The organism is Pseudomonas sp. SLBN-26, assembly GCF_006715895.1.
GTDB lineage: Bacteria > Pseudomonadota > Gammaproteobacteria > Pseudomonadales > Pseudomonadaceae > Metapseudomonas > Metapseudomonas otitidis.
Window position 1 is genome coordinate 4,348,295 of record NZ_VFOB01000001.1, and the last position, 18,876, is coordinate 4,367,170.

25 protein-coding genes are annotated in these 18,876 nt (G+C 69.4%); 10 read left to right on the forward strand and 15 right to left on the reverse strand.

Annotated features, from left to right (window positions below; translation table 11 throughout):
• Positions 1-59: 59 nt before the first annotated feature.
• On the reverse strand, positions 60-254 hold the full coding sequence (locus FBY21_RS20130; protein ID WP_044410186.1) for a hypothetical protein: 195 nt from the start codon (positions 252-254) through the stop codon (positions 60-62).
• A gap of 164 nt (positions 255-418) precedes the next feature.
• Between FBY21_RS20130 and FBY21_RS20135 the strand changes: the two genes are divergently transcribed.
• On the forward strand, positions 419-964 hold the full coding sequence (locus FBY21_RS20135) for a gamma carbonic anhydrase family protein (RefSeq protein WP_142013205.1): 546 nt from the start codon (positions 419-421) through the stop codon (positions 962-964).
• A gap of 27 nt (positions 965-991) precedes the next feature.
• Positions 992-1,636 (forward strand): HAD family hydrolase, encoded by a 645-nt coding sequence (locus FBY21_RS20140; protein ID WP_044410180.1) that lies wholly within the window; start codon positions 992-994, stop codon positions 1,634-1,636.
• Positions 1,637-1,638: 2 nt separating this feature from the next.
• Here FBY21_RS20140 and FBY21_RS20145 read toward each other — a convergent pair whose 3' ends face one another.
• Both FBY21_RS20145 and FBY21_RS20150 read right to left on the reverse strand, forming a co-directional pair.
• Entirely contained in the window at positions 1,639-1,872 is a 234-nt protein-coding gene (locus tag FBY21_RS20145; RefSeq protein WP_142013208.1) for a DUF1161 domain-containing protein, read from the reverse strand.
• Between the two features lie 31 nt (positions 1,873-1,903).
• Positions 1,904-3,001 carry an aminopeptidase gene (locus FBY21_RS20150; RefSeq protein ID WP_142013210.1) on the reverse strand — a complete coding sequence of 366 codons (1,098 nt, stop codon included), beginning with the start codon at positions 2,999-3,001 and terminating at the stop codon, positions 1,904-1,906.
• Between the two features lie 48 nt (positions 3,002-3,049).
• On the opposite strand from FBY21_RS20150, the gene FBY21_RS20155 reads away from it, so the two are divergent.
• Positions 3,050-3,466 carry a hypothetical protein gene (locus FBY21_RS20155; RefSeq protein ID WP_044410171.1) on the forward strand — a complete coding sequence of 139 codons (417 nt, stop codon included), beginning with the start codon at positions 3,050-3,052 and terminating at the stop codon, positions 3,464-3,466.
• Positions 3,467-3,528: 62 nt separating this feature from the next.
• On the forward strand, positions 3,529-3,948 hold the full coding sequence (locus tag FBY21_RS20160) for a hypothetical protein (RefSeq protein ID WP_044410169.1): 420 nt from the start codon (positions 3,529-3,531) through the stop codon (positions 3,946-3,948).
• 3 nt (positions 3,949-3,951) lie between these two features.
• On the opposite strand, the gene FBY21_RS20165 is transcribed toward FBY21_RS20160, so the two are convergent.
• From FBY21_RS20165 to FBY21_RS20175, 3 genes are all read right to left on the reverse strand, one after another.
• The gene (locus tag FBY21_RS20165; RefSeq protein ID WP_142013213.1) at positions 3,952-4,950 is read right to left on the reverse strand and encodes an LLM class flavin-dependent oxidoreductase; all 999 of its coding nucleotides are present in this window, start codon (positions 4,948-4,950) and stop codon (positions 3,952-3,954) included.
• A gap of 235 nt (positions 4,951-5,185) precedes the next feature.
• Positions 5,186-5,410 carry a DUF1161 domain-containing protein gene (locus FBY21_RS20170; RefSeq protein ID WP_044410163.1) on the reverse strand — a complete coding sequence of 75 codons (225 nt, stop codon included), beginning with the start codon at positions 5,408-5,410 and terminating at the stop codon, positions 5,186-5,188.
• 139 nt (positions 5,411-5,549) lie between these two features.
• Positions 5,550-5,765 carry a dodecin gene (locus FBY21_RS20175; RefSeq protein ID WP_044410160.1) on the reverse strand — a complete coding sequence of 72 codons (216 nt, stop codon included), beginning with the start codon at positions 5,763-5,765 and terminating at the stop codon, positions 5,550-5,552.
• 135 nt (positions 5,766-5,900) lie between these two features.
• Here FBY21_RS20175 and FBY21_RS20180 point away from each other — a divergent pair, with 135 nt between their 5' ends.
• Positions 5,901-6,230 carry a hypothetical protein gene (locus tag FBY21_RS20180; RefSeq protein WP_142013215.1) on the forward strand — a complete coding sequence of 110 codons (330 nt, stop codon included), beginning with the start codon at positions 5,901-5,903 and terminating at the stop codon, positions 6,228-6,230.
• 4 nt (positions 6,231-6,234) lie between these two features.
• Here FBY21_RS20180 and FBY21_RS20185 read toward each other — a convergent pair whose 3' ends face one another.
• The 3 genes from FBY21_RS20185 to FBY21_RS20195 form a co-directional block, all read right to left on the reverse strand.
• A complete protein-coding gene (locus tag FBY21_RS20185; protein WP_142013217.1) occupies positions 6,235-6,738 on the reverse strand; it encodes a DUF3060 domain-containing protein in 504 nt (167 codons plus the stop codon).
• 94 nt (positions 6,739-6,832) lie between these two features.
• Complete coding sequence (locus FBY21_RS20190; protein WP_142013220.1) at positions 6,833-7,720, reverse strand: LysR family transcriptional regulator; 888 nt, start codon at positions 7,718-7,720, stop codon at positions 6,833-6,835.
• A 1-nt stretch (position 7,721) separates the two neighbouring features.
• Positions 7,722-8,393 (reverse strand): DUF3592 domain-containing protein, encoded by a 672-nt coding sequence (locus FBY21_RS20195; protein WP_142013223.1) that lies wholly within the window; start codon positions 8,391-8,393, stop codon positions 7,722-7,724.
• 117 nt (positions 8,394-8,510) lie between these two features.
• Here FBY21_RS20195 and trpB point away from each other — a divergent pair, with 117 nt between their 5' ends.
• The 3 genes from trpB to FBY21_RS20210 all read left to right on the forward strand — a co-directional run bounded on the left by trpB (position 8,511) and on the right by FBY21_RS20210 (position 11,192).
• Positions 8,511-9,734 (forward strand): tryptophan synthase subunit beta, encoded by a 1,224-nt coding sequence (trpB, locus tag FBY21_RS20200; protein ID WP_044410145.1) that lies wholly within the window; start codon positions 8,511-8,513, stop codon positions 9,732-9,734.
• Positions 9,734-10,543: a tryptophan synthase subunit alpha gene (gene trpA, locus FBY21_RS20205; RefSeq protein WP_142013225.1), complete on the forward strand. Its 810-nt coding sequence runs from the start codon at positions 9,734-9,736 to the stop codon at positions 10,541-10,543. The genes trpB and trpA overlap by 1 nt, the downstream gene beginning before the upstream one ends.
• 124 nt (positions 10,544-10,667) lie before the next feature.
• Positions 10,668-11,192, forward strand: a complete 525-nt coding sequence (locus tag FBY21_RS20210; RefSeq protein ID WP_142013227.1) for an REP-associated tyrosine transposase — start codon at positions 10,668-10,670, stop codon at positions 11,190-11,192.
• Between the two features lie 83 nt (positions 11,193-11,275).
• On the opposite strand, the gene FBY21_RS20215 is transcribed toward FBY21_RS20210, so the two are convergent.
• Complete coding sequence (locus FBY21_RS20215; protein WP_142013230.1) at positions 11,276-12,142, reverse strand: carboxylate/amino acid/amine transporter; 867 nt, start codon at positions 12,140-12,142, stop codon at positions 11,276-11,278.
• A gap of 101 nt (positions 12,143-12,243) precedes the next feature.
• Here FBY21_RS20215 and FBY21_RS29770 point away from each other — a divergent pair, with 101 nt between their 5' ends.
• On the forward strand, positions 12,244-12,918 hold the full coding sequence (locus tag FBY21_RS29770; protein WP_052807632.1) for a FadR/GntR family transcriptional regulator: 675 nt from the start codon (positions 12,244-12,246) through the stop codon (positions 12,916-12,918).
• A gap of 70 nt (positions 12,919-12,988) precedes the next feature.
• On the forward strand, positions 12,989-14,425 hold the full coding sequence (locus tag FBY21_RS20225; RefSeq protein ID WP_142013233.1) for a flavin monoamine oxidase family protein: 1,437 nt from the start codon (positions 12,989-12,991) through the stop codon (positions 14,423-14,425).
• Here FBY21_RS20225 and FBY21_RS20230 read toward each other — a convergent pair.
• The 5 genes from FBY21_RS20230 to FBY21_RS20250 all read right to left on the reverse strand — a co-directional run bounded on the left by FBY21_RS20230 (position 14,422) and on the right by FBY21_RS20250 (position 18,775).
• Positions 14,422-14,790, reverse strand: coding sequence for a DOPA 4,5-dioxygenase family protein (locus tag FBY21_RS20230; protein WP_142013235.1), 369 nt, complete (start codon positions 14,788-14,790; stop codon positions 14,422-14,424). The two genes, FBY21_RS20225 and FBY21_RS20230, sit on opposite strands and share 4 nt — an antisense overlap.
• A 54-nt stretch (positions 14,791-14,844) precedes the next feature.
• On the reverse strand, positions 14,845-15,441 hold the full coding sequence (locus FBY21_RS20235) for a hypothetical protein (protein ID WP_142013237.1): 597 nt from the start codon (positions 15,439-15,441) through the stop codon (positions 14,845-14,847).
• Positions 15,438-16,706 carry a peptidylprolyl isomerase gene (locus FBY21_RS20240; protein WP_174244737.1) on the reverse strand — a complete coding sequence of 423 codons (1,269 nt, stop codon included), beginning with the start codon at positions 16,704-16,706 and terminating at the stop codon, positions 15,438-15,440. The genes FBY21_RS20235 and FBY21_RS20240 overlap by 4 nt, the downstream gene beginning before the upstream one ends.
• Positions 16,693-17,679, reverse strand: a complete 987-nt coding sequence (locus FBY21_RS20245; RefSeq protein ID WP_074969870.1) for a phospholipase — start codon at positions 17,677-17,679, stop codon at positions 16,693-16,695. Before FBY21_RS20245 ends, FBY21_RS20240 begins: the two co-directional genes overlap by 14 nt.
• 145 nt (positions 17,680-17,824) lie before the next feature.
• On the reverse strand, positions 17,825-18,775 hold the full coding sequence (locus FBY21_RS20250) for a choline sulfate utilization transcriptional regulator (RefSeq protein WP_044410131.1): 951 nt from the start codon (positions 18,773-18,775) through the stop codon (positions 17,825-17,827).
• Positions 18,776-18,876 lie beyond the last annotated feature (101 nt).

Sequence of the window (18,876 nt, forward strand, 5' to 3'; positions counted from 1 at the left end):
TTGGAAAAGGGTTCTAGGCTCGGAAAAACAAGAAGGGGGCGCAAGGCCCCCTCGACGAATCACTTTTTCTTGCTGGTCCGCGACATGGACCAGGCGCCGTTCTGTGGTAAACCGCTGACCCCCTTGGCGACCTTCTGGATCTCCCCTCCCTGGCGCAGGAATGCTGCGACCTGATCATCGAGGGTTGCACGGGTTTCCAGGGCCACTTCGGCTTCAGCCTTACGTGCGGAAGCTCTGATACGCAGGGTGGACATGACACTCTCCTTATCCAAAGGCGGCCAGCCAGTATGCCAGATTCTTGACAGCTTTGCAGAAATAGTGTTCCGACAGCCGGAAACCGACGTGCCAGAGGGTTCTCCGAACCGTGTGGGCCGCATCTTAATTACAATCGCCTTCCACCACAGCCACAGGACTTTCTATGAGCCCGATTAGAGCCTACCGCGGCCTGTCGCCCCAGCTGGGCGAGCGGGTCTTCGTCGATCCGTCCGCCGTGGTGATCGGCGACGTGCACCTGGGCGAGGACAGCTCGGTGTGGCCGCTGGCGGTCATCCGCGGCGACATGCACCGCATCCGCATCGGCGCCCGCACCAGCGTGCAGGACGGCAGCGTGCTGCACATCACCCACGCCGGCCCGTTCAACCCCGACGGCTTCCCGCTGGAGATCGGCGACGACGTGACCATCGGCCACAAGGCCCTGCTCCACGGGTGCCGGATCGGCAGCCGGGTGCTGATCGGCATGGGCTGCATCGTGATGGACGGCGCGGTGATCGAGGACGGCGTGGTGCTCGGCGCCGGCAGCCTGGTGCCGCCGGGCAAGCGCCTGGTCACAGGCTACCTCTACGTCGGCAGCCCGGTGCGCCAGGCGCGCCCGCTGACCGACAAGGAAAAGGCCTTCTTCACCTACAGCGCCGCCAACTACGTGAAGCTGAAGGACCACCACCTCGCCGAACACACCGGCGCCTGAGCCGCCCCTTCCAGACAGCAGGACCGCATGCGCTACCAGAACATCCTCTTCGACCTCGACGGCACCCTCACCGACCCGCGTGAGGGCATCACCCGCTCCGTGCAGTACGCCCTGGCCCAGCTCGACATCCACGAGCCGGACCTGACACAGCTGGAACACTTCATCGGCCCGCCGCTGCTGCAGTGCTTCATGCAGACCTACGACCTCAGCGAGGCACGCGCCTGGGACGCGGTGAACCACTACCGCGACCGCTTCAAGGTCACCGGCCTCTACGAGAACCGCGTGTTCGACGGCGTCGACCCCTTGCTCGCGCGCCTCGCCCAGCAGGGCCGCACCCTGTACATCGCCACCAGCAAGCCCACCGTGTTCGCCCGGGAGATCGCCCGGCACTTCGGCTTCGACCGGCACTTCCGGCACATCTACGGCAGCGAGCTGGACGGCACCCGCACCCACAAGGTGGAGCTGATCGCCCACCTGCTGGCGGAAGAGGGGCTGGACCCGGCGGACACGCTGATGATCGGCGACCGCAAGCACGACCTCATCGGCGCCAGCCAGAACGGGCTGCACGCCGCCGGCGTCGGCTATGGCTTCGGCAGCCGCGAGGAATTGATGGCCGAGGCGCCGACCTACTACTTCGCCACCCTCGGCGAACTGGACCGCGCCTTCGGCTGAGGTCAGTTGCCGTTGCGCTGGTAGAGGATCTTGCGGGTGCCGTTCTCGCAGGAGCCGACCACCATGTTGGGGTCCTCCACCTCGCCGGCGGGCACGATCTCCAGGGTGTAGGCCGTCACCCCGGCGGCCTGGATCTTCACCTCGATCTCGGCCTTCAGCTCCTCGCACGGCTTGGGCGCGGCCATCACCGCGCCCGAGGCCAAGCCACACAGCATCACCAGCATCCACCGCTTCATCGTGCGTCTCTCCCTTGTCTCGAATCCGCTGTCATTCGACCGGAGCCGCCGGGGCGGAGTTCGCCGCCTGCAGCTCGGCCAGGCGCGCCTCCCGTGCCGCCGTCGGCAGGGCTGCCAGCGCCGCCACCCGGGCATGGAAGTCGCTCCAGCCGTCCGCCTGGCTATAGAGCGCAGCGAAGGCCGGCACCCAGCGGTCGTAGAGGCCGAAAGGCAACAGCTTGGCGTTGTTCATCGGCCCCGCCATCCAGCCGTCATAGCGCCCCACGCCGCCCCAGGAGCCATCACGCAGGGCACGGTAGTCGCGCCGCAAGCGCTCGAACTCGGCGGCCTTGGCCTCGCGCAGCTCGGCGTCCGGGCGACCACTGGCATAGAGCGCCTGGAGCCGCTCGCGGCTGGCCAGCACCAGCGCGGTGAACTGCTCGCGCTGGCGCAGGGACGGATCCTCCCCGGTTGCCAGGCCCCGCGCGGCGCGCCATTGGCGCAGCCCTTCGCGCTCCACGAAGCTGGCGTAGGACTCGTTGAAGGCGCTGTCGTCGGTCACGTACAGCCGCTGGTGGGCCAGTTCGTGGAAGATCACCGCCACCAGCCGATCCTCGCCCCAACCGAGCATGCTGCTGAGGATCGGGTCATCGAACCAGCCGAGGGTGGAATAGGCCTCCACACCGCCGACCCAGGCGTCGAAGCCGTCCTCGCGCATCAGCGCCGCCGCACCCCGGGCGCGGCCCTGCTGGTAGTAGCCGCGGTAGGCCACGCACCCGGCGATGGGGAAGCAGTGGGTGACCGGCGCCAGGGAGAACTCCGGCGTGGCAAACACGTTCCACACCACGAAGGGCCTGTGGATATCCGCATAGACCCGGTAGCTGCCGTTGTCCGGCAGGACCAGCTGCTGGCTGGCGTAGTCCCGCGCTTCCTGCGCCAGGGCCAGGCGCTGGCGCAACGCCGGGTCACGGGCCGGGTCGGCGACGATGCGTGCCACCGGCTCGCGGGCGCGCAGCAACTGCCACTGCCCGGCGGCCAGTTGTCCGTAGTAGTCCAGCGTCGAGCAACCGCCCAGCACCAGGGCGAGCAGACAGGGAACCGCGAGGGTGCGGCAGCGGTCGAGAAAGGCGAGAAAAGAGGAGGGCGGCATGCGCCGAAGCTAGCGCAACGCCCCCGACCACGCCAGAAGGAGTTGCCCATGCGTCGCCTGCTCGTCCTTGCCCTGCCCCTGAACCTGGCCGGCTGCGGCCTGATCATGCCCAGCCCCGACCCGGACCAGGCCTGGATCGCCTTCGCCCCGCAGCAGCGGGGCGCACTGGAGGCCGCACGGGTGGACGAACGCCCGCTGGAGGACGACCGCTACTTCCAGGTCCAGCCCGGGCGCCACGCCCTGGAGGTGCGCTACCGCTTCGACGTGGACGGCAGCGCCATCGGCACCGCCCAGCCGAGCCTTGCCCGCACCTGCCTGCTGACCCTGGACTATGCCGACTTCGCCGCCGGTCAGCGCTATGAAATGCGCGCGGGGGAGATCGGTTTCCGCCCCTGGGTGCGGCTCTACGACGAGCGCCAGCGGGAAGTGGCCCGCGCCCGTGAAGGCCGCTGCGGTGATGTCTGAACGGGGCTGCCGTCGCGCCCCGGCGGGTTTATCCTGAGAGCCCGCCCCACGAGGTGATCGCCATGCACAAGCCCGCCCTGCTGCTCCTGCTCGCCAGCCTCGGCGCCTGCGCCAGCCCGTTGCCGACGCCCGACCCGAACCAGGCCTGGGTGGAGCTGCGCAGTGATCCGGGCACCACGCTGATGGCCAACCGGCAGGATGGCGAGCGCACCCGGGACGGGCGCTTCTACCAGCTCAGCCCCGGCGCCCATGAACTGGAAACCCGCTTCCAGTTCGACATCCCCGGCGGGGGCGGCTTCAACACCAGCAGCGGCCCGACCCAGCTCACCTGCCACATCCGCTTCCGCTACGACGGCTTTGCCGCCGGCCAGCGCTATCGCCTGGAAGCCCGACCGGTGGTGATGAGCGCCCAGGCGCTGCTGCGCGACGCCCAGGGCCAGGTGGTGGCGCGGGGCGACGTGCTCGGCTGCGGCCCGCTCTGACGCTCAGCCGCGCAACCCGGCGAGGATGTCGAAGGCCCGCAGGCGGTGCTCGTGCTGGTAGACGTCGCAGGTGAAGATCAGCTCGTCCGCCCCGGTCTGCTCCAGCAGCACCTCCAGCTTGCTGCGGATCTTCTCCGGCCCGCCGACCATCGCCAGGCCCAGGAAGCTGCCCACCGCCTCCTTCTCGTGAGGCAGCCAGCGCCCGGCCATGCTTTCCACCGGCGGGCGCAGCACCAGGCTCTCGCCGCGCATCAGCGCCAGCACCCGCTGGTAGACGGTGGTGGCGAGGAAGTCCGCCTCCTCGTCGGTGGGCGCCGCCACCAGCGGCACGCCGAGCATCACGTAGGGCGCATCGAGCACCTCGGACGGGCGGAAATGGTTGCGGTACACGCGGATCGCCTCGTGCAGGTAGCGCGGGGCGAAGTGCGAGGCGAAGGCGTAGGGCAGGCCCTTCATGCCCGCCAGCTGGGCGCTGAACAGGCTGGAGCCGAGCAGCCAGATCGGCACGCGGGTGTCCATGCCGGGCATGGCGATCACCTTCTGGCCCTCCTGGCGCGGGCCCAGCAGCTGTTCCAGCTCCTCGACGTCACGGGGGAAGTCGTCGGCGCTGCCCAGGCGGTCGCGCCGCAGCGCCTGGGCGGTGAAGTGGTCCGCCCCTGGCGCGCGCCCCAGGCCCAGCTCGATGCGGCCCGGGTAGAGGGTGGCCAGGGTGCCGAACTGCTCGGCCACCACCAGCGGCGCATGGTTGGGCAGCATCACCCCACCGGAACCGAGGCGCAGGGTCGAGGTGTTGGCGGCGAGGTAGCCCAGCAGCACGGCGGTCGCCGAGCTGGCGATGCCGTCCATGTTGTGGTGCTCGGCCACCCAGAAGCGCGAGAAGCCCAGCCGCTCGACGTGCTGCGCCAGGGCCAGGGAGTTGTGCAGGGCCTGGGCGGGGCCGCCGTGGTCGCGGATCGGCGCCAGGTCGAGGACGGAAAGGGGAAGCGAGGAAAGCGCAGTCATGGTGATCGGGCCTTGCGAGGGGAAGGCGGAAGACCTTCCGTAGGACAGGATGCGCCTACTCTAAGTTGCCCCTTTCGATCGGACCAGAAGGCACTTTTCCGTGCCTCAGGCACCTTCTGGTAAGCCTCTCACCGCTGCGGACGGGTCGTTCCGGCAGAGAAGGAACGCCTGTAAGTTGAAGTTAACGCGCAGAAAAAAGCCGGCATCGAGCCGGCTTCTTCCCAGATACGGTGAATCACTTGCGCTGGTAGACGATTTCCTTGGTGCCCGCCTCGCAGCTGCCCACCACCTTCTTGTCGGTGACGCTGCCCTTATCGACGATCTCCAGGGTGTAGGACGTCGCACCCTTGGCCTTGATCTTCGCGTCGATCTCGGACTTCAGCTCTTCACAGGGCTTGCCAGCGGCCATGGCCGAACCGGCGAGCGCGAACAAACCAGCAGCCAACAGCAGTTTTTTCATCGGTAACGCTCCCTCGTTGCAGAAAAGAAACGGCTCGTGCGAGCCATGGAGACGACCCGTCTCCGGGGTTGGCCGGGCACCCAGGCCCGGCCGAACGCGAACAGCCTAGCTCAAGGTGCCGGGGATTTCTGTCAGACAGTTAGCTATCGCTGAGTCGGAAGCCTACTTTCAGCGTCACCTGGTAATGGCCCACCTTGCCGTTCTCGATGTGGCCGCGGGTTTCCACCACCTCGAACCACTCCAGCAGCTTGATGGTCTTGGCCGCCTGCTCCAGCGCGTTGCCGATGGCGTCCTCGATGCTGGTGCGGGACGAGCCCACGATCTCGATCTTCTTGTAGGTGTGGTGATCCGACATAGCCGTTCTCCTTGCCTTAACGATGATTCGCCTGCCAGTTCTGGCACGTGCCTCGGGCGATAAGTTCAGATTAGCTGCACTCCCTCGCGCTGCCGTGGTCGCAAAACGTACACCCCACGACAGAGAAGACACCCCATGGCGTTCTTCATGAACCGGCGCAAGCAGCGCGCCCTCGACGACATCCAGCGGGAAATCGACCACCTGCGCGGCCGCATCGACCACATCCGCGGGCGCACCGAGGCCGCCACCGGGCAGGCAGTGGCCACGCTGAAGACGGAAACGGGACAGATGGCCCGCGCCCTGGACCACGGGCGCGAATGGGTGACCCGCAGCGCCTGGACGGCCGGGCGCGGCGCGCTCGCCTATGGTCGCCGGCACCCGCTGGCCGCGACGGGCCTGGCCGTGGGTGCGGCAGGCGCCGTGGCCCTGGCCTGCCTGCTGCAGGCGCGCGCCCAGCGGCGCTGAGTGATCAGGGCTGGTGCTCGATACGGTTGTCCACGCCCTGAACCCTGATCCGCGGCTCCGAACCGCTCCAGCGCAGCAGGTTGTCAGCCCCCGACAGGGTCGCCACGACCGGCCCCCTGAAGACCAGCTCCAGGTTGTGGTCGGCGCCGCTGACCTCCAACAGCGCGTGATTCGGGGCGCGGCCTTCGAGGGCCGCCTGGACGCGGTTCTTCGCGGTGTCCACCTCCAGGCGCTCGACGCGCCCGGCGGTGACCTGGTTCTGAATACCCGAAACGCTCAGCGCCCCACCCTGTTCCAGGCTCACCTGGTGGTCCGAGCCGTACACGGTGACGGCACCGCAGGTGCCGGTGAGGCGGATGTGATTGCCGGAGCCGGTGATCTCCACGTCCTGCCCCTGGCAGGGCACATCACGGGTCAGGCCGACGCCGTCGATGCTCACGGGTTCGGCCTGGGCGAGGGGGGCAAGGGTCAGGGCCAGCAGGGCGCCGGCGAGGGGAAACTTGGGCATGGACGCATCCTTCTTCCATTGGGCATGCCCGGCTGTGACCGGCCGTGGCCCGGGAAAGTTGCACGCCCTGGGCAGAAGCGTGACGCCGTAGACGTCAGCGCCCCAGCTCCTGGCGCAACCAGCCCGCCAGGGCATCGGCGCGGCGGTCGGCCTGCCGGCCGTTGATCCACAGCGCCAGGCGCGCGGGCGTCTCGACGAACCCCCAGGGCGCCACCAGGCGGCCCGAGGCCAGCTCGTCCGCCACCAGCTGCTGCGGGGCGATGGCCACGCCCAGGCCGGCCACCGCCGCCTCCAGCAGGTAGTAGAGGTGTTCGAAGCCCTGGCCGAGGCGCAGCCGATCCACCGCCAGCCCCTGGGCTCCGGCCCATTGCGGCCAGGCCTGGGGCCGCGAAGTGGTGTGCAGCAGCGACTCGTCCAGCAGGACCACGGGGGGCGCACCGGCCAGCCGGTCATGCCGCGCGTAGCGGGGGCTCAGCACCGGGCCGATGGATTCCGCCGCCAGTTCCACCACCCGCAGGTCCGCCGGCCAGGGCGGTGCGGCGAAGCACAGGGTGGCGTCCACCCCGGGTCGCCGTGGATCCAGCTCGCCCTCGCTGGCGGACAGCTGCAGGCGCAGGTCCGGCAGCTCGCGGTTGAGGCGGTCCAGGCGCGGGATGAACCAGCGCGCCAGCAGGCTACCGGGGCAGGCGAGGACGAAAGGCGCCTCGTCGCTGCGCCGTGCGAGGTCGGCACAGACCCCGCGCAAGCGTTCGAAGGCCTCCGCCGTGGCGTCCCGCAGGCGCTGGCCGGCATCCGTGAGTTTTACGCCGCGCCCGTCCTTGCTGAACAGCGCCACGCCGAGGGACTCCTCCAGTTGCCGCACCTGGCGGCTCACCGCCCCGTGGGTGACGTGCAGCTCATAGGCGGCGCGGCTCATGCTCTGCAGCCGCGCCGCGGCCTCGAAGGCGCGCAGGGCGTTGAGGGAGGGTAGGTCCTGGCTCATCTCAGTCCGCCAGTTCCGGCAGGAAGGCCGTGTCCATGGCATAGCGGCGCGGGTTGGCCGGGTCGATCAGCACCCGCACCCAGCCATCGTCGGGCAGGAAGCGGGACGGGTCGAACCAGAGGTTCTCGCTGTTGAACACATGAAGCTTGCCGGTGGCCGGGTTCTTCCACTGGGCCACGATGCGCCAGGGGTGCTGGCCATTGACGCTCAGCGAGCCGTTGAGCCGTACGTCGACCACCTCGGCCATCACCGCCTGGCCGCTCACCGCCAGTTGCGCCGCGCGGCGCCGGGCCAGCAGCGGCGGCACCACGAAGCACGAGCCGATCAGGGCGAACACCGCACCGATGCCGCCGAGCACCAGGGAACCGACCCAGTTGTCGACGAAGCTGTCCAGGTGCGCATCGCGGGGGTCTGCCGGGTCGTAGTAGACCCTCGCCGACTCGCCCAGCTCGAAGGCCGGCGGGCTGCTGCAGCCGCTGCTGGTGTGCTCCACCGCCTCACCCGCCGCCGTGCGGAAGGCCACCGTCGGGCAGCCGCCGCTGATATCGATCACCTCCGCCGAGGCCAGCGTCATGCGTGCCTGGTCGCTCAGCCGCGCCACCTGCACCGCCACCGCCCCCGCGATCATCAGACCGCCCAGGGCGGGAAACACCCACAACCATCCCAGTTTCATGTGTCGATCTTCCTGTGAGTAAAAATCACACGTCGAGGCGGAATTATCGGTTTTTCTACCGCCCCGTCCAGTCGTAGACTGGCCACCATTGTCCCAGCCACCCAACGGATGACCGCCATGCCTGGTTCACAGAATTCCTATCGCAACGGCCCGGACGCCAAGGGCCTGTTCGGCGCCTTCGGCGGCCAGTACGTCGCCGAGACCCTGATGCCGCTGATCCACGACCTGGCCCGCGAATACGAGAAGGCCAAGGAAGACCCGGCCTTCATCGAAGAGCTGGCCTACTTCCAGCGTGACTACGTCGGCCGCCCGAGCCCGCTGTACTTCGCCGAGCGCCTGACCGAGCACTGCGGCGGCGCCAAGATCTACCTCAAGCGCGAAGAGCTGAACCACACTGGCGCGCACAAGATCAACAACTGCATCGGCCAGATCCTCCTGGCCCGCCGCATGGGCAAGAAACGCATCATCGCCGAGACCGGCGCCGGCATGCACGGCGTGGCCACTGCCACCGTGGCCGCCCGCTTCGGCATGGAATGCGTGGTGTACATGGGCACCACCGACATCGACCGCCAGCAGGCCAACGTGTTCCGCATGAAGCTCCTGGGCGCCACCGTGATCCCGGTCACCGCCGGCACCGGCACCCTCAAGGACGCCATGAACGAGGCCCTGCGCGACTGGGTGACCAACGTCGACACCACCTTCTACCTGATCGGCACCGTCGCCGGCCCGCACCCGTACCCGGCCATGGTCCGTGACTTCCAGGCCGTGATCGGCAAGGAAACCCGCGAGCAGCTGGCCGAGAAGGAAGGGCGCCTGCCCGACTCCCTGGTCGCCTGCATCGGCGGCGGCTCCAACGCCATGGGCCTGTTCCACCCCTTCCTCGACGACGCCTCAGTGCAGATCGTCGGCGTGGAAGCCGCCGGCCACGGCATCGAGACCGGCAAGCATGCCGCCAGCCTCAACGGCGGCGTACCGGGCGTGCTGCACGGCAACCGCACCTTCCTGCTGCAGGACGACGACGGCCAGATCATCGACGCCCACTCCATCTCCGCCGGCCTGGACTACCCCGGCATCGGCCCGGAACACGCCTGGCTGCACGACATCGGCCGCGTCGAGTACACCTCGATCACCGACCACGAAGCCCTGGAAGCCTTCCACCAGTGCTGCCGCCTCGAAGGCATCATCCCGGCCCTGGAGAGCTCCCACGCCCTGGCCGAAGTGTTCAAGCGCGCGCCCACGCTGCCCAAGGACCACATCATGGTGGTCAACCTCTCCGGCCGCGGCGACAAGGACATGCAGACCGTGATGCACCACATGCAACAGAACCAGGAGAAGCACTGATGAGCCGCCTGCAGACCCGCTTCGCCGAGCTGAAGCAGCAGAACCGCGCAGCCCTGGTGACCTTCGTCACCGCCGGCGACCCGAACTACGACGCCTCCCTGGCGATCCTCAAGGGCCTGCCGGAGGCCGGTGCCGACGTGATCGAACTGGGCATGCCCTTCACCGACCCGATGGCCGACGGTCCCTCGATCCAGCTGGCCAACATCCGCGCCCTGGCCGGCAAGCAGAACCTGGCCAAGACCCTGCAGATGGTCCGGGAATTCCGCGGGGGCAACCAGAGCACCCCGCTGGTGCTGATGGGCTACTTCAACCCCATCCACCACTACGGCGTCGAGCGCTTCGTCAACGACGCCAAGGCTGCGGGCGTGGACGGCCTGATCGTCGTCGACCTGCCGGCCGAACATAACGACGACCTGTGCCTGCCGGCCCAGAACGCCGGCATCGACTTCGTCCGCCTGACCACCCCGACCACCGACGACGCCCGCCTGCCGACGGTGCTCGCCGGCAGCTCCGGCTTCGTCTACTACGTCTCGGTGGCCGGCGTCACCGGCGCCGGCTCCGCCACCCTGGAGCACGTGCAGGCCGCCGTGACCCGCCTGCGCCGCCACACCGACCTGCCGGTGGCCATCGGCTTCGGCATCCGCACCGCCGAACACGCCGCCAGCATCGCCCGCCTCGCCGACGGCGTGGTGGTGGGCTCCGCCCTGGTGGACCAGATCGCCAAGGCCGAAACCGCCGAACAGGCCGTCGACGGCGTCCTCACCCTCTGCAAGACCCTGGCCGACGGCGTGCGCAGCGCCCGCGCCTGAGGAGCAAGCCCACTCGCACGGACTTCGTAGGGTGGGCCGGACGGCGTTCCGCTTCAGCCCGCTGAGTCCGTAGGGTGGGCTTCAGCCCACCAAAGCAAAAACCCACACGAGGCAACGGATTGCCATGTCGAACTACCGCCGAAGCCTGGTGCCCGGCGGCACCTTCTTTTTCACGGTCACCCTGGCCGATCGCCGCGCCACTCTGCTGACCGATGCCATCCACGCGCTGCGCCGGGCCTACTCGATGGCACTGCAACGGATGCCGTTCGAAACCCTCGCCATCTGCGTACTGCCGGACCACCTGCACGCCATCTGGACGCTACCGCCCGGAGACACCGACTTTTCCCGTCGCTGGAGCCTGATCAAGAGCCAGTTCTCCATGACGGTTCCACCGTCCCCGCGCTCGGCCAGCAAGGCGAACCGGCGGGAGAAAGGCATCTGGCAACGGCGCTTCTGGGAGCACCAGATAAGGGACCAGAACGACCTGCAGCGGCATGTGGACTACATCCACCACAACCCGGTGAAGCATGGGCTGGTCACCCAAGTGAAGGACTGGCCCTATTCGAGCTTCCATCGCTACGTGCGTAACGGGTTGCTACCGGAAGACTGGGCAGGGATTGGGGAGGATGCGGGTGGTTTCGGTGAGTAGCGGGGGCATCGTGGTGGGCTGAAGCCCACCCTACGTCCAGCACCGGAGTTCTCGGTAGGGTGGGCTTCAGCCCACCGTTGTTCCTAAACCCGCAACTCGATAGGCCGTCGGCCCAAACGACTTATCCACAGGGACGCGAGGATCACCGCGCCGCCCAGGGCGAGGCGGGGGAGGTCGGCGTCGCGGTTCCAGATCAGCAGGTTGACCAGCAGCCCGGCGGGTACGTGGAGTTCGTTCATCACCGCCAGGGTGCCGGCGCTGACGCGGGTGCTGCCCTTGACCCACCAGAACATCCCCAGTGCCGTGGCGAACAGCCCCATCCACAGCAGCACGCCCCATTGCACGATCGTCTGCGGCAGGCGCTCGGGGTTGCCGAAGAGCAGGAAGGAGGGCAGCGCCAGCACCAGCGCGCCGAGGAAGAAGTGGCCGAAGAAGCGGTGCAGCGGCTGCTCCACCGGGTAGCGCACCAGCAGCCGGCGGCACAGCACCTGGCCGGCGGCGAAGGTGGCGTTGGCCACCTGCAAGAGGATGAAGCCCAGCAGGTACTCCCCCTCCAGCCGGTCGAAACGGATGATCACCCCGCCACCCACCGCCACCAGTGCGGCCAGCAGCGCCCAGGGGCTGAAGCGCCGGGCCAGCGCATCGTCCAGCAGGGTCACGTAGATCGGTGTGAGGACGGTGAACAGCAGCACCTCCGGCACCGTGAGCACCGCGAAGCTGCGGTACAGGCACAGGTAGGTGATGCCGAACTGCAGCGCACCGGCCAGCCAGAAGCCGGCCAGCAGGCGGGTCGGCAGGCCACGCCAGCGGGTGAAGGGCAGGAACACCAGCGCCCCGATCAGCACCCGCGCCAGCACCGCGAAGTCACTGTCCACCCGACCGGCCAGGTACTCGCCGATCAAACTGAAGGAGAAGGCCCAGAGCAGGGTGACGATGAGCAGGAAGGGCATGGACGGCCTCCGGAAACGCGGGCCGCGATGATAGGCGCTGCCTCGTCGTTCGTCATCGCGGGTGCTTGACTGTACTTGGTAACCAAGTACAGTGGCGCCCCATGAGCACAGCGAATCCCCCCACGCGGCATGCCGCTGACGACGCCCTGGAAGGGCTGTTCGTCGAAATCTTCGACGGCCACCTGGCCCCCGGCGAGGCATTGCCTGCGGAACGGCTGCTGGCCGAACGCTATGGCGTCTCGCGCATCACCGTGCGCCAGGCGGTGCACAAGCTGAAGGACGCCGGCCTGGTGGAAGTGCGCCAGGGCGGCGCGAGCCGGGTGCTGGACCCGGCCCGCGCCGATGCCCGGGTGTTCGAGCTGCTGCTGCGCTACGGCGCCCGCCTGCGCTCGGACGCCGCCCGACGCCTGCTGCGCGACCTGGACGAGTACCAGCAGCTCTATGCCATCGGCCTGCTGGAAGCGGCGGCGCGCCACGCCACGGACGACGAGCGGGCCGAGCTGCTGGCGGAGGTGGAAGGCTGTCCGGCCACACCGACCCCGGAGCAGTTGCAGGCCCTGGAGCGACGGGTGTGGCAGCGGCTCACCGCCTTCGGCCGCAACCGTGTGCTGCAGATGGAAATGGCCCTGTGGCAGCGCTGGCTGGGCGAGGAGCCGCCTTCGGCGGGCGACCCGGCGGAGCTGCGCTGGTTCTACCTGACCCTGGTGCGCCAGCTGCACGCCCGGCAGGACCCGATCCCGTTCTACCTGGCCTCGGTGCGTACACCGGCCGCCTGAACCCGTCGCCACCCCGGATTGGGTGGTTTTTTTCGACCCGATCAACTTGGTAACCAAGTGGAGATACAGGATGTACACGCGATTGCTCGATGCCCTGGGTGTTTCCCGCCGCTCCCTGCTGCGCCTGGGCGGCGCGGCGCTGCTGACCGGGCTGGCCCGGGGTGGACAGGCCTCGCCCGGCGGGCCGCCGGACCGGCAGGTGGACGTGGTGGTGGTGGGTGCGGGCCTCTCCGGCCTGGTGGCAGCTAGACGCCTGGTGGCCGCAGGGTGCCGCGTGCAGGTGCTGGAGGCCCGCGAGCGGGTCGGCGGGCGCACCCTCAACCAGCCCCTGGGCGAAGGCATTGAGGTGGACGGTGGTGGCCAGTGGGTCGGCGGCAGCCAGCAGGCGGTGATGCGCCTGGCCGGTGAACTGGGCGTGCCGCTGGTGCCGCAGTACACCCAGGGCGAGATGGCGGCCCTGATCCAGGGCCAGCGCTACACCTTCCCGCCCGAAGGCCCCGGCCCCAAGGCGCGGGCGTTGATGGACCGGCTCGAAGCCATGGCGGCGCGGGTGCCGCCGGAGGCGCCCTGGAAGGCGCCCCGCGCCGAGGCCTGGGACGCCATGAGCGTGGCGGCCTGGCTGAAGGCCCAGCGCGCGGACGAGGAAGCCGTCGAGGCGGTGGCGACCACCCTCTCCACCACCCTGGCCAGCGAGCCGGACCGGGTCTCGCTGCTGTGGTTCCTGTTCTACCTGCGTTCAGCGGGCGGCTTCACCGCCCTGGACGACCAGGCCCAGCAATACCGTTTGCGGGGCGGGGCGCAGCGCCTGTCCCTGTTGCTGGCCGAGCCACTGGGCGACAGCCTGATCACCGGCAGCCCGGTGAGCCGGATCGACGGCTGGCTGGAGGGCCCGCTGCGGGTCCACAGCGAACGGGCGGTGATCAGCGCCGAACAGGTGGTGGTGGCGATGATGCCGGCCGATGTCAGCCGCATCGGCTTCAGCCCCGCCCTGCCGCCGGGGCGCGAGGCTTTGCAGCGCAACTGGGCCGCCAGCGGCGGGATCAAGGTGCACCTGCGCTACCCGGCACCGTTCTGGCGCGCGGCCGGTCTCTCGGGTGCCGGCCTGGTCACCGACGGGCTGGTGCAGATGACGGTCGACAGCACCCCGGAAGGCCAGGGGGACGGCGTGCTGCTGGCCTTCCTCGATCCGGCCCGCGCGGGCGGCGACCCGGCCCGGCGGCGCAAGCGGGTGCTGCGCGAGCTGAGCCGCCTGCTGGGTGATGAAGCCGCGCGGCCGCTGGTCTATGTGGAGCAGGACTGGTCCCAGGAGCGCTGGAGCGCCGGCTGCGTGTCGCCCCTGCCACCCGGTGTGCTGGCGCGCAACGGCCACTGGCTGCGGGCGCCCCTGGGCCGGCTGCACTGGGCCGGAAGCGAAGCCTCGCCGATCTGGTGCGGTTACCTGGAAGGGGCGGTGCGCGCCGGCGAACGGGTCGCGCAGGAGGTGCTGGTGGCGCTGGGGCGGGCCTAAAGGTCGTACTCGATGGCCCCATCCTGCAGACCAGCCAGGTCCAGCGGACGGACCTCGCCCATCCACAGCGGAAAGTCGCGGTGGTCCTTCAGGTCGCTGCCGGTGATGGGGTGCACCAGCACGTTGAGGCCACCGCGGTTGAGCGCCAGCCAGGGCACCACGTCGCCAAACAGCTCGGGCTTGAAGGCCAGCTGGCAGCTCCAGTCCGGGTGCGGGCCGACCCGCTTCTCGTGGACGCGGCCCATCTTCAGCGGGAAGCGGCGGGCCGCCTCCTCGCACAGCGCACGGGCCTGGGGCAGGGTCTCGGCGTCGAAGTAGACGTGGGCGTGGAAGCCCTTGATGCGGGGGGTGGCAAAGGCCGACATGGCGGTCTCCCAAAAACGGAGGCTGCCATGGTAGCCGCTTGCGCCCGGGGCTGCTCAGTCGGCGCGGGTGCTGCCGGGCAGCAGCTCCGGCGCTTCACGCTCCAGGTGCGCCTGCATGGCCTCCAGTTGTTCCAGCGCGGCGCGGGCCTCGTCCAGCTCGGCGGGGCTGCGTTCGCCGCTCTGGGCGGCGGCCTCAATGCGCGCGCGGATCTCCGGGATCTGCTGCACGCCGGCGGCATAGGCCTGCACCAGCTCGCGGGTCTGGCGCTCCTCCAGGGCGGCATAGGCCTGTGGATCGGCCCGTTCGGCCTCGCTGGCGGCCTGGCGTGGCTTGAGCCCGCCCAGGGCCGGGCTGCGCGGGTCGCCGTGTTCCACCGTCCACTGCATGAGCTGCTGGGCCTGCTGAAGATCCAGGGGCGCCGGGGATGGCGGGGCCTCGTCCACGGCCTTGGCGGCAACGGGGGCCGCCGGTGCGGGGGAGGCCGGCGGCTGCGAGGCCGTCGGAACGGGCACAGGCGGAAGGCTGGCCGGCGCGGACGGCGCCCGGGCAGGCGACGCCACGACCACCGGGGCTTCGCGCCAGCTCCAGGCCGCACCCACGCCGGCGCTGACCAGCACGCTGGCCAGGGCCAGCCCCAGCCAGCCCTTCACAGCCCCTCCACGCGGGCATCGGCCAGCAACTGGCGGATGCGCGCCTCGAACTCGGCGGCCAGTTGCTCACGGGCCACGGCCTGGTTCACCTCGTAGCGCACGCTCGGGTCCGCCAGGGGCAGCTGGCGGTCCTCGCGGCTGCGCACGCGGAGGATCTCGAAGGCACCGTCGATCAGCATCGGCTGCGACAGGGTGTTGGCCTTCTGGATCAGCGCGGTCTTGTGCAGCAGGTCCAGCTTCGGGTCGTCGGCGCGGATCAGCCCGAGGTCCCCCGGCGGGGTGCGGGCCTTGTCGTCCGCCAGGGAATGGCGGCGCACGGCCTCGTCGAAATCCAGGCCCTGCTGCAGTTCGGCGTAGAGGCGGTCGGCGCTGGCCTGGTCCCCCACGCGCAGGTGCGCGGCCTGGACCTGGGCGACGTTGCGGTAGTTCGCCAGGTTGCGCTGGTAGTAGGCCTCGGCGTCGGCGTCGCTGACCCGGGCGGCCCGTGCCCGCAGGTTGTCGGACTCATGGTGGAAGTCGCTGTAGAGGCCGACCTGGTGCAGGTAGCGCTGACGCACCAGGCGATCCCGCACCAGGGTGCGCAGGCCCTGGCGCTCTTCGGCGCTGAAGCCCTCCTGGCCGAGGCGGTACCAGAGGCGATCCCGCTGAATCCGGGCCTGGACCTGGCGCGCCAGGTAGCCGAGGTTGCCCTGCTGCAGCTCCACGCGGCCCTGGACGTTGTCGCCCTGGTAGAGGTCGAGCAGGTCGAGGCGCTGTTCGGCTTCGCCGGGGAACTGCCAGCGGATCAGCTCGGTGGCTGCTGCTTCGCGGGTCTGGGTCGGGTCCAGCTGCAGGCTGTCCACCACCAGCACCCGGGCGGCGGGGGCCAGCACCTGGCGCAGGCGCTCCGCGCTGAGCGGCCGGGGCTGGCGCAGGTAGGGGCTGAGGTCTTCCTCGGCGCGGCGGCCGAAGTACTGCTCCAGCAGGTTGCCGGCCTCGATCTCGACACTGGCGTCGAGGTCGCGGCGGTTCTGCTCGTTCAGCTGCGGCTCCAGTTCCCGCGCCAGCAGGTGGTTCTCCACCAGGCCGCGGCGCAGCTGGCGCGGGTCGGTGTTGAACTTGACCCGGGTGAGCACCTGTTCCAGCAGGGCGATGCTGCGCCCGGGCAGGCGCTGACCGTCGATGCGCAGGTCCGGGGCGCTGGGCATGGCCTGCGCGCCGCCGAGCCAGGCGCCGAGCAGCAGCGCCAGGCCCCGCCGGCGCCAGGGGCGATCAGAGGCTTTCACGGGCATTGAAGCTGCGTGCGCCCTTGGTCAGCACGGTGACGGTCAGGGCGATGGACTCGGGAATCAACTCGCGGGCGACCCGCAGCCGGGTGGCGTAGCTGGTGTCGTAGAGCGGCTCGGGGTGGGCGTAGGCGACCTGGCCGGTCTGGGTCAGCAGTTCGCGGATGCTGCGGGCCGGGTCGTAGCGGCTGATGAGGTTGGCCACGGCGGTGGGGTCGTTGAGCTTCTCGCTGGCGTAGTGGTCGTCGACCCAGCCTTCCCAGCTGACGTGGCCGTTGGCCGAGGTGATCCACACGTGGTGGGGCTGGGCCACGTCGCCGGTGGCGTGCAGGGCATAGCCGATGGTCTGCAGCGAGGGGGCGGCGCGGAACTGGTCGAACCAGTAGCCGGCGAGGTTATCGATGGGCTGGAAGGCGGCGGTCTGGAAGTCGCCGTAGTGCTCCTGCCAGTTGGACCGGCTGCCGCGCCGGTAGTGGGCCTCGGTGGTGTCGAAGTCCTCGCGTTTCAGCTCGCGGTTGTACAGGTAGACCTTGGCGTACCAGTCCACGTCGGCGATGGTGCCGTCCACCTTGTGGTAGCGGTAGTCGTAGCCGCCGTGGGGGTTGCCGTGGGCATCGCCCTGGCGGCCCATGTTGAGGAAGTGCCAGTAGGAGGTGTAGTTCACCAGCTTGGCGGCGGCATTCCACACCGGGGCGTATTCGTAGCCGACCCACCAGCCACCCAGGCGCGTGTCGCGGAAGTCGTCCACGTCGTAGGCGGCCTGGCCGAGGATCTCGCCGGCCTTGGCCTCGCTGCCGGCAGCACCGACGTAGAAGGCATAGGCCTGGCGCATCTCCTCGGTGGCGTAGGCGGAGTTCATGTACGCCAGGGCATCCTTGACGATGTTCTTGTGGGTGGGCTGCGACCAGGCGTGGGCCTGGCCGGCGAGGGCGCACAGCACAAGGCTGGCGACCAGGCGGGAGGTCGGTCTCATTGGGGGCAGCGCTCTTTGGAGTGGTGGTGTGTCAGTAATGGGCGAAGGTTGTGGCCTTTGCATGACGCTCAGGCCGGCGCCCCGTGACGGGCATCACATAATAGCGGCGCCCAAACGATGGTTCGGGTCTGCAGACGTTTCGCGCTCAGATTGCGATGCCCTCGCGATTGCGGATCAGATGTGCCTGTCGAGCAGCATCGCCCAGCTCCTGCTGCAGCCAGTCGACGAAGCATTTCATCAGCCGGGCGCGGCGTTTGCGCTCGGGCTGGACCAGGTAGTAGCCGAGGTCCGAGCACACCCGGCCTTCCAGCAGCGGGGCGAGCAGGCCCTGCTCCAGCAGGTCGTCCACCAGGTAGCGCCAGCCGATGGCGACGCCCTGGCCGGCGATGGCGGCCTGGATCAGCAGGGTGTAGTTGTCGAAGCGCAGTGCGCCGGAGGGCGGGCTCTGGCTGATGCCCAGCTCGCGGAACAGGCTGCTCCAGTCGAACCAGCGGGTGCGCACCTCCGGCTTCAGGTGCAGCAGCGGCAGCTCGGCCAGCGCGGCGGCCGGCAGCGGCGTGGCGCGCCCGGCCAGCAGGCGCGGGCTGGCGATGGGGAAGACCTCCTCGCGGAACAGCAGCAGGGCATCGCCGTGCTTGAAGCGGCCGTCGCCGAAGGCGATGGCGATGTCCACCTCCGAGCGCAACATGTTCATGGTGCGGTCGCTGGTGACGAGGCTGACGTCGATGTCCGGGTTGGCTTCATGGAAGCGGTGCAGGCGCGGCATCAGCCAGTAGGCGGCGAAGGCGAAATCCGTGGCCACCTGCAGCACCTCGTGCTGGCTGCGGGCGCCCACGGCCTCCAGGCCGGCCTGGATCGCCTGCAGGCCTTCCTGCACGTGGAGGAACAGCACGCGCCCGGCATCGGTGAGCTCGATGCCGCGGTAGACGCGGTCGAACAGCCGGGTCGCCAGTTGCTTCTCCAGCCGCTGGATCTGCTGACTCACCGCCGGCTGGGTGGTGCCCAGCTCCACGGCAGCGGCGGTGAAGCTGAGGTGGCGGGCGGCGGCCTCGAACACACGCAGCAGGTCGAGGGCGATGTCAGGGAAATCTGCCATAAGCCTTGCTTATCCGAGTCATGTCTCCCCGTGCGGTTTACCGGGGCGAGGGGCTGACGCAATCATCAGCGCCAGCACTCTCGCATAATTCATCGGTATGG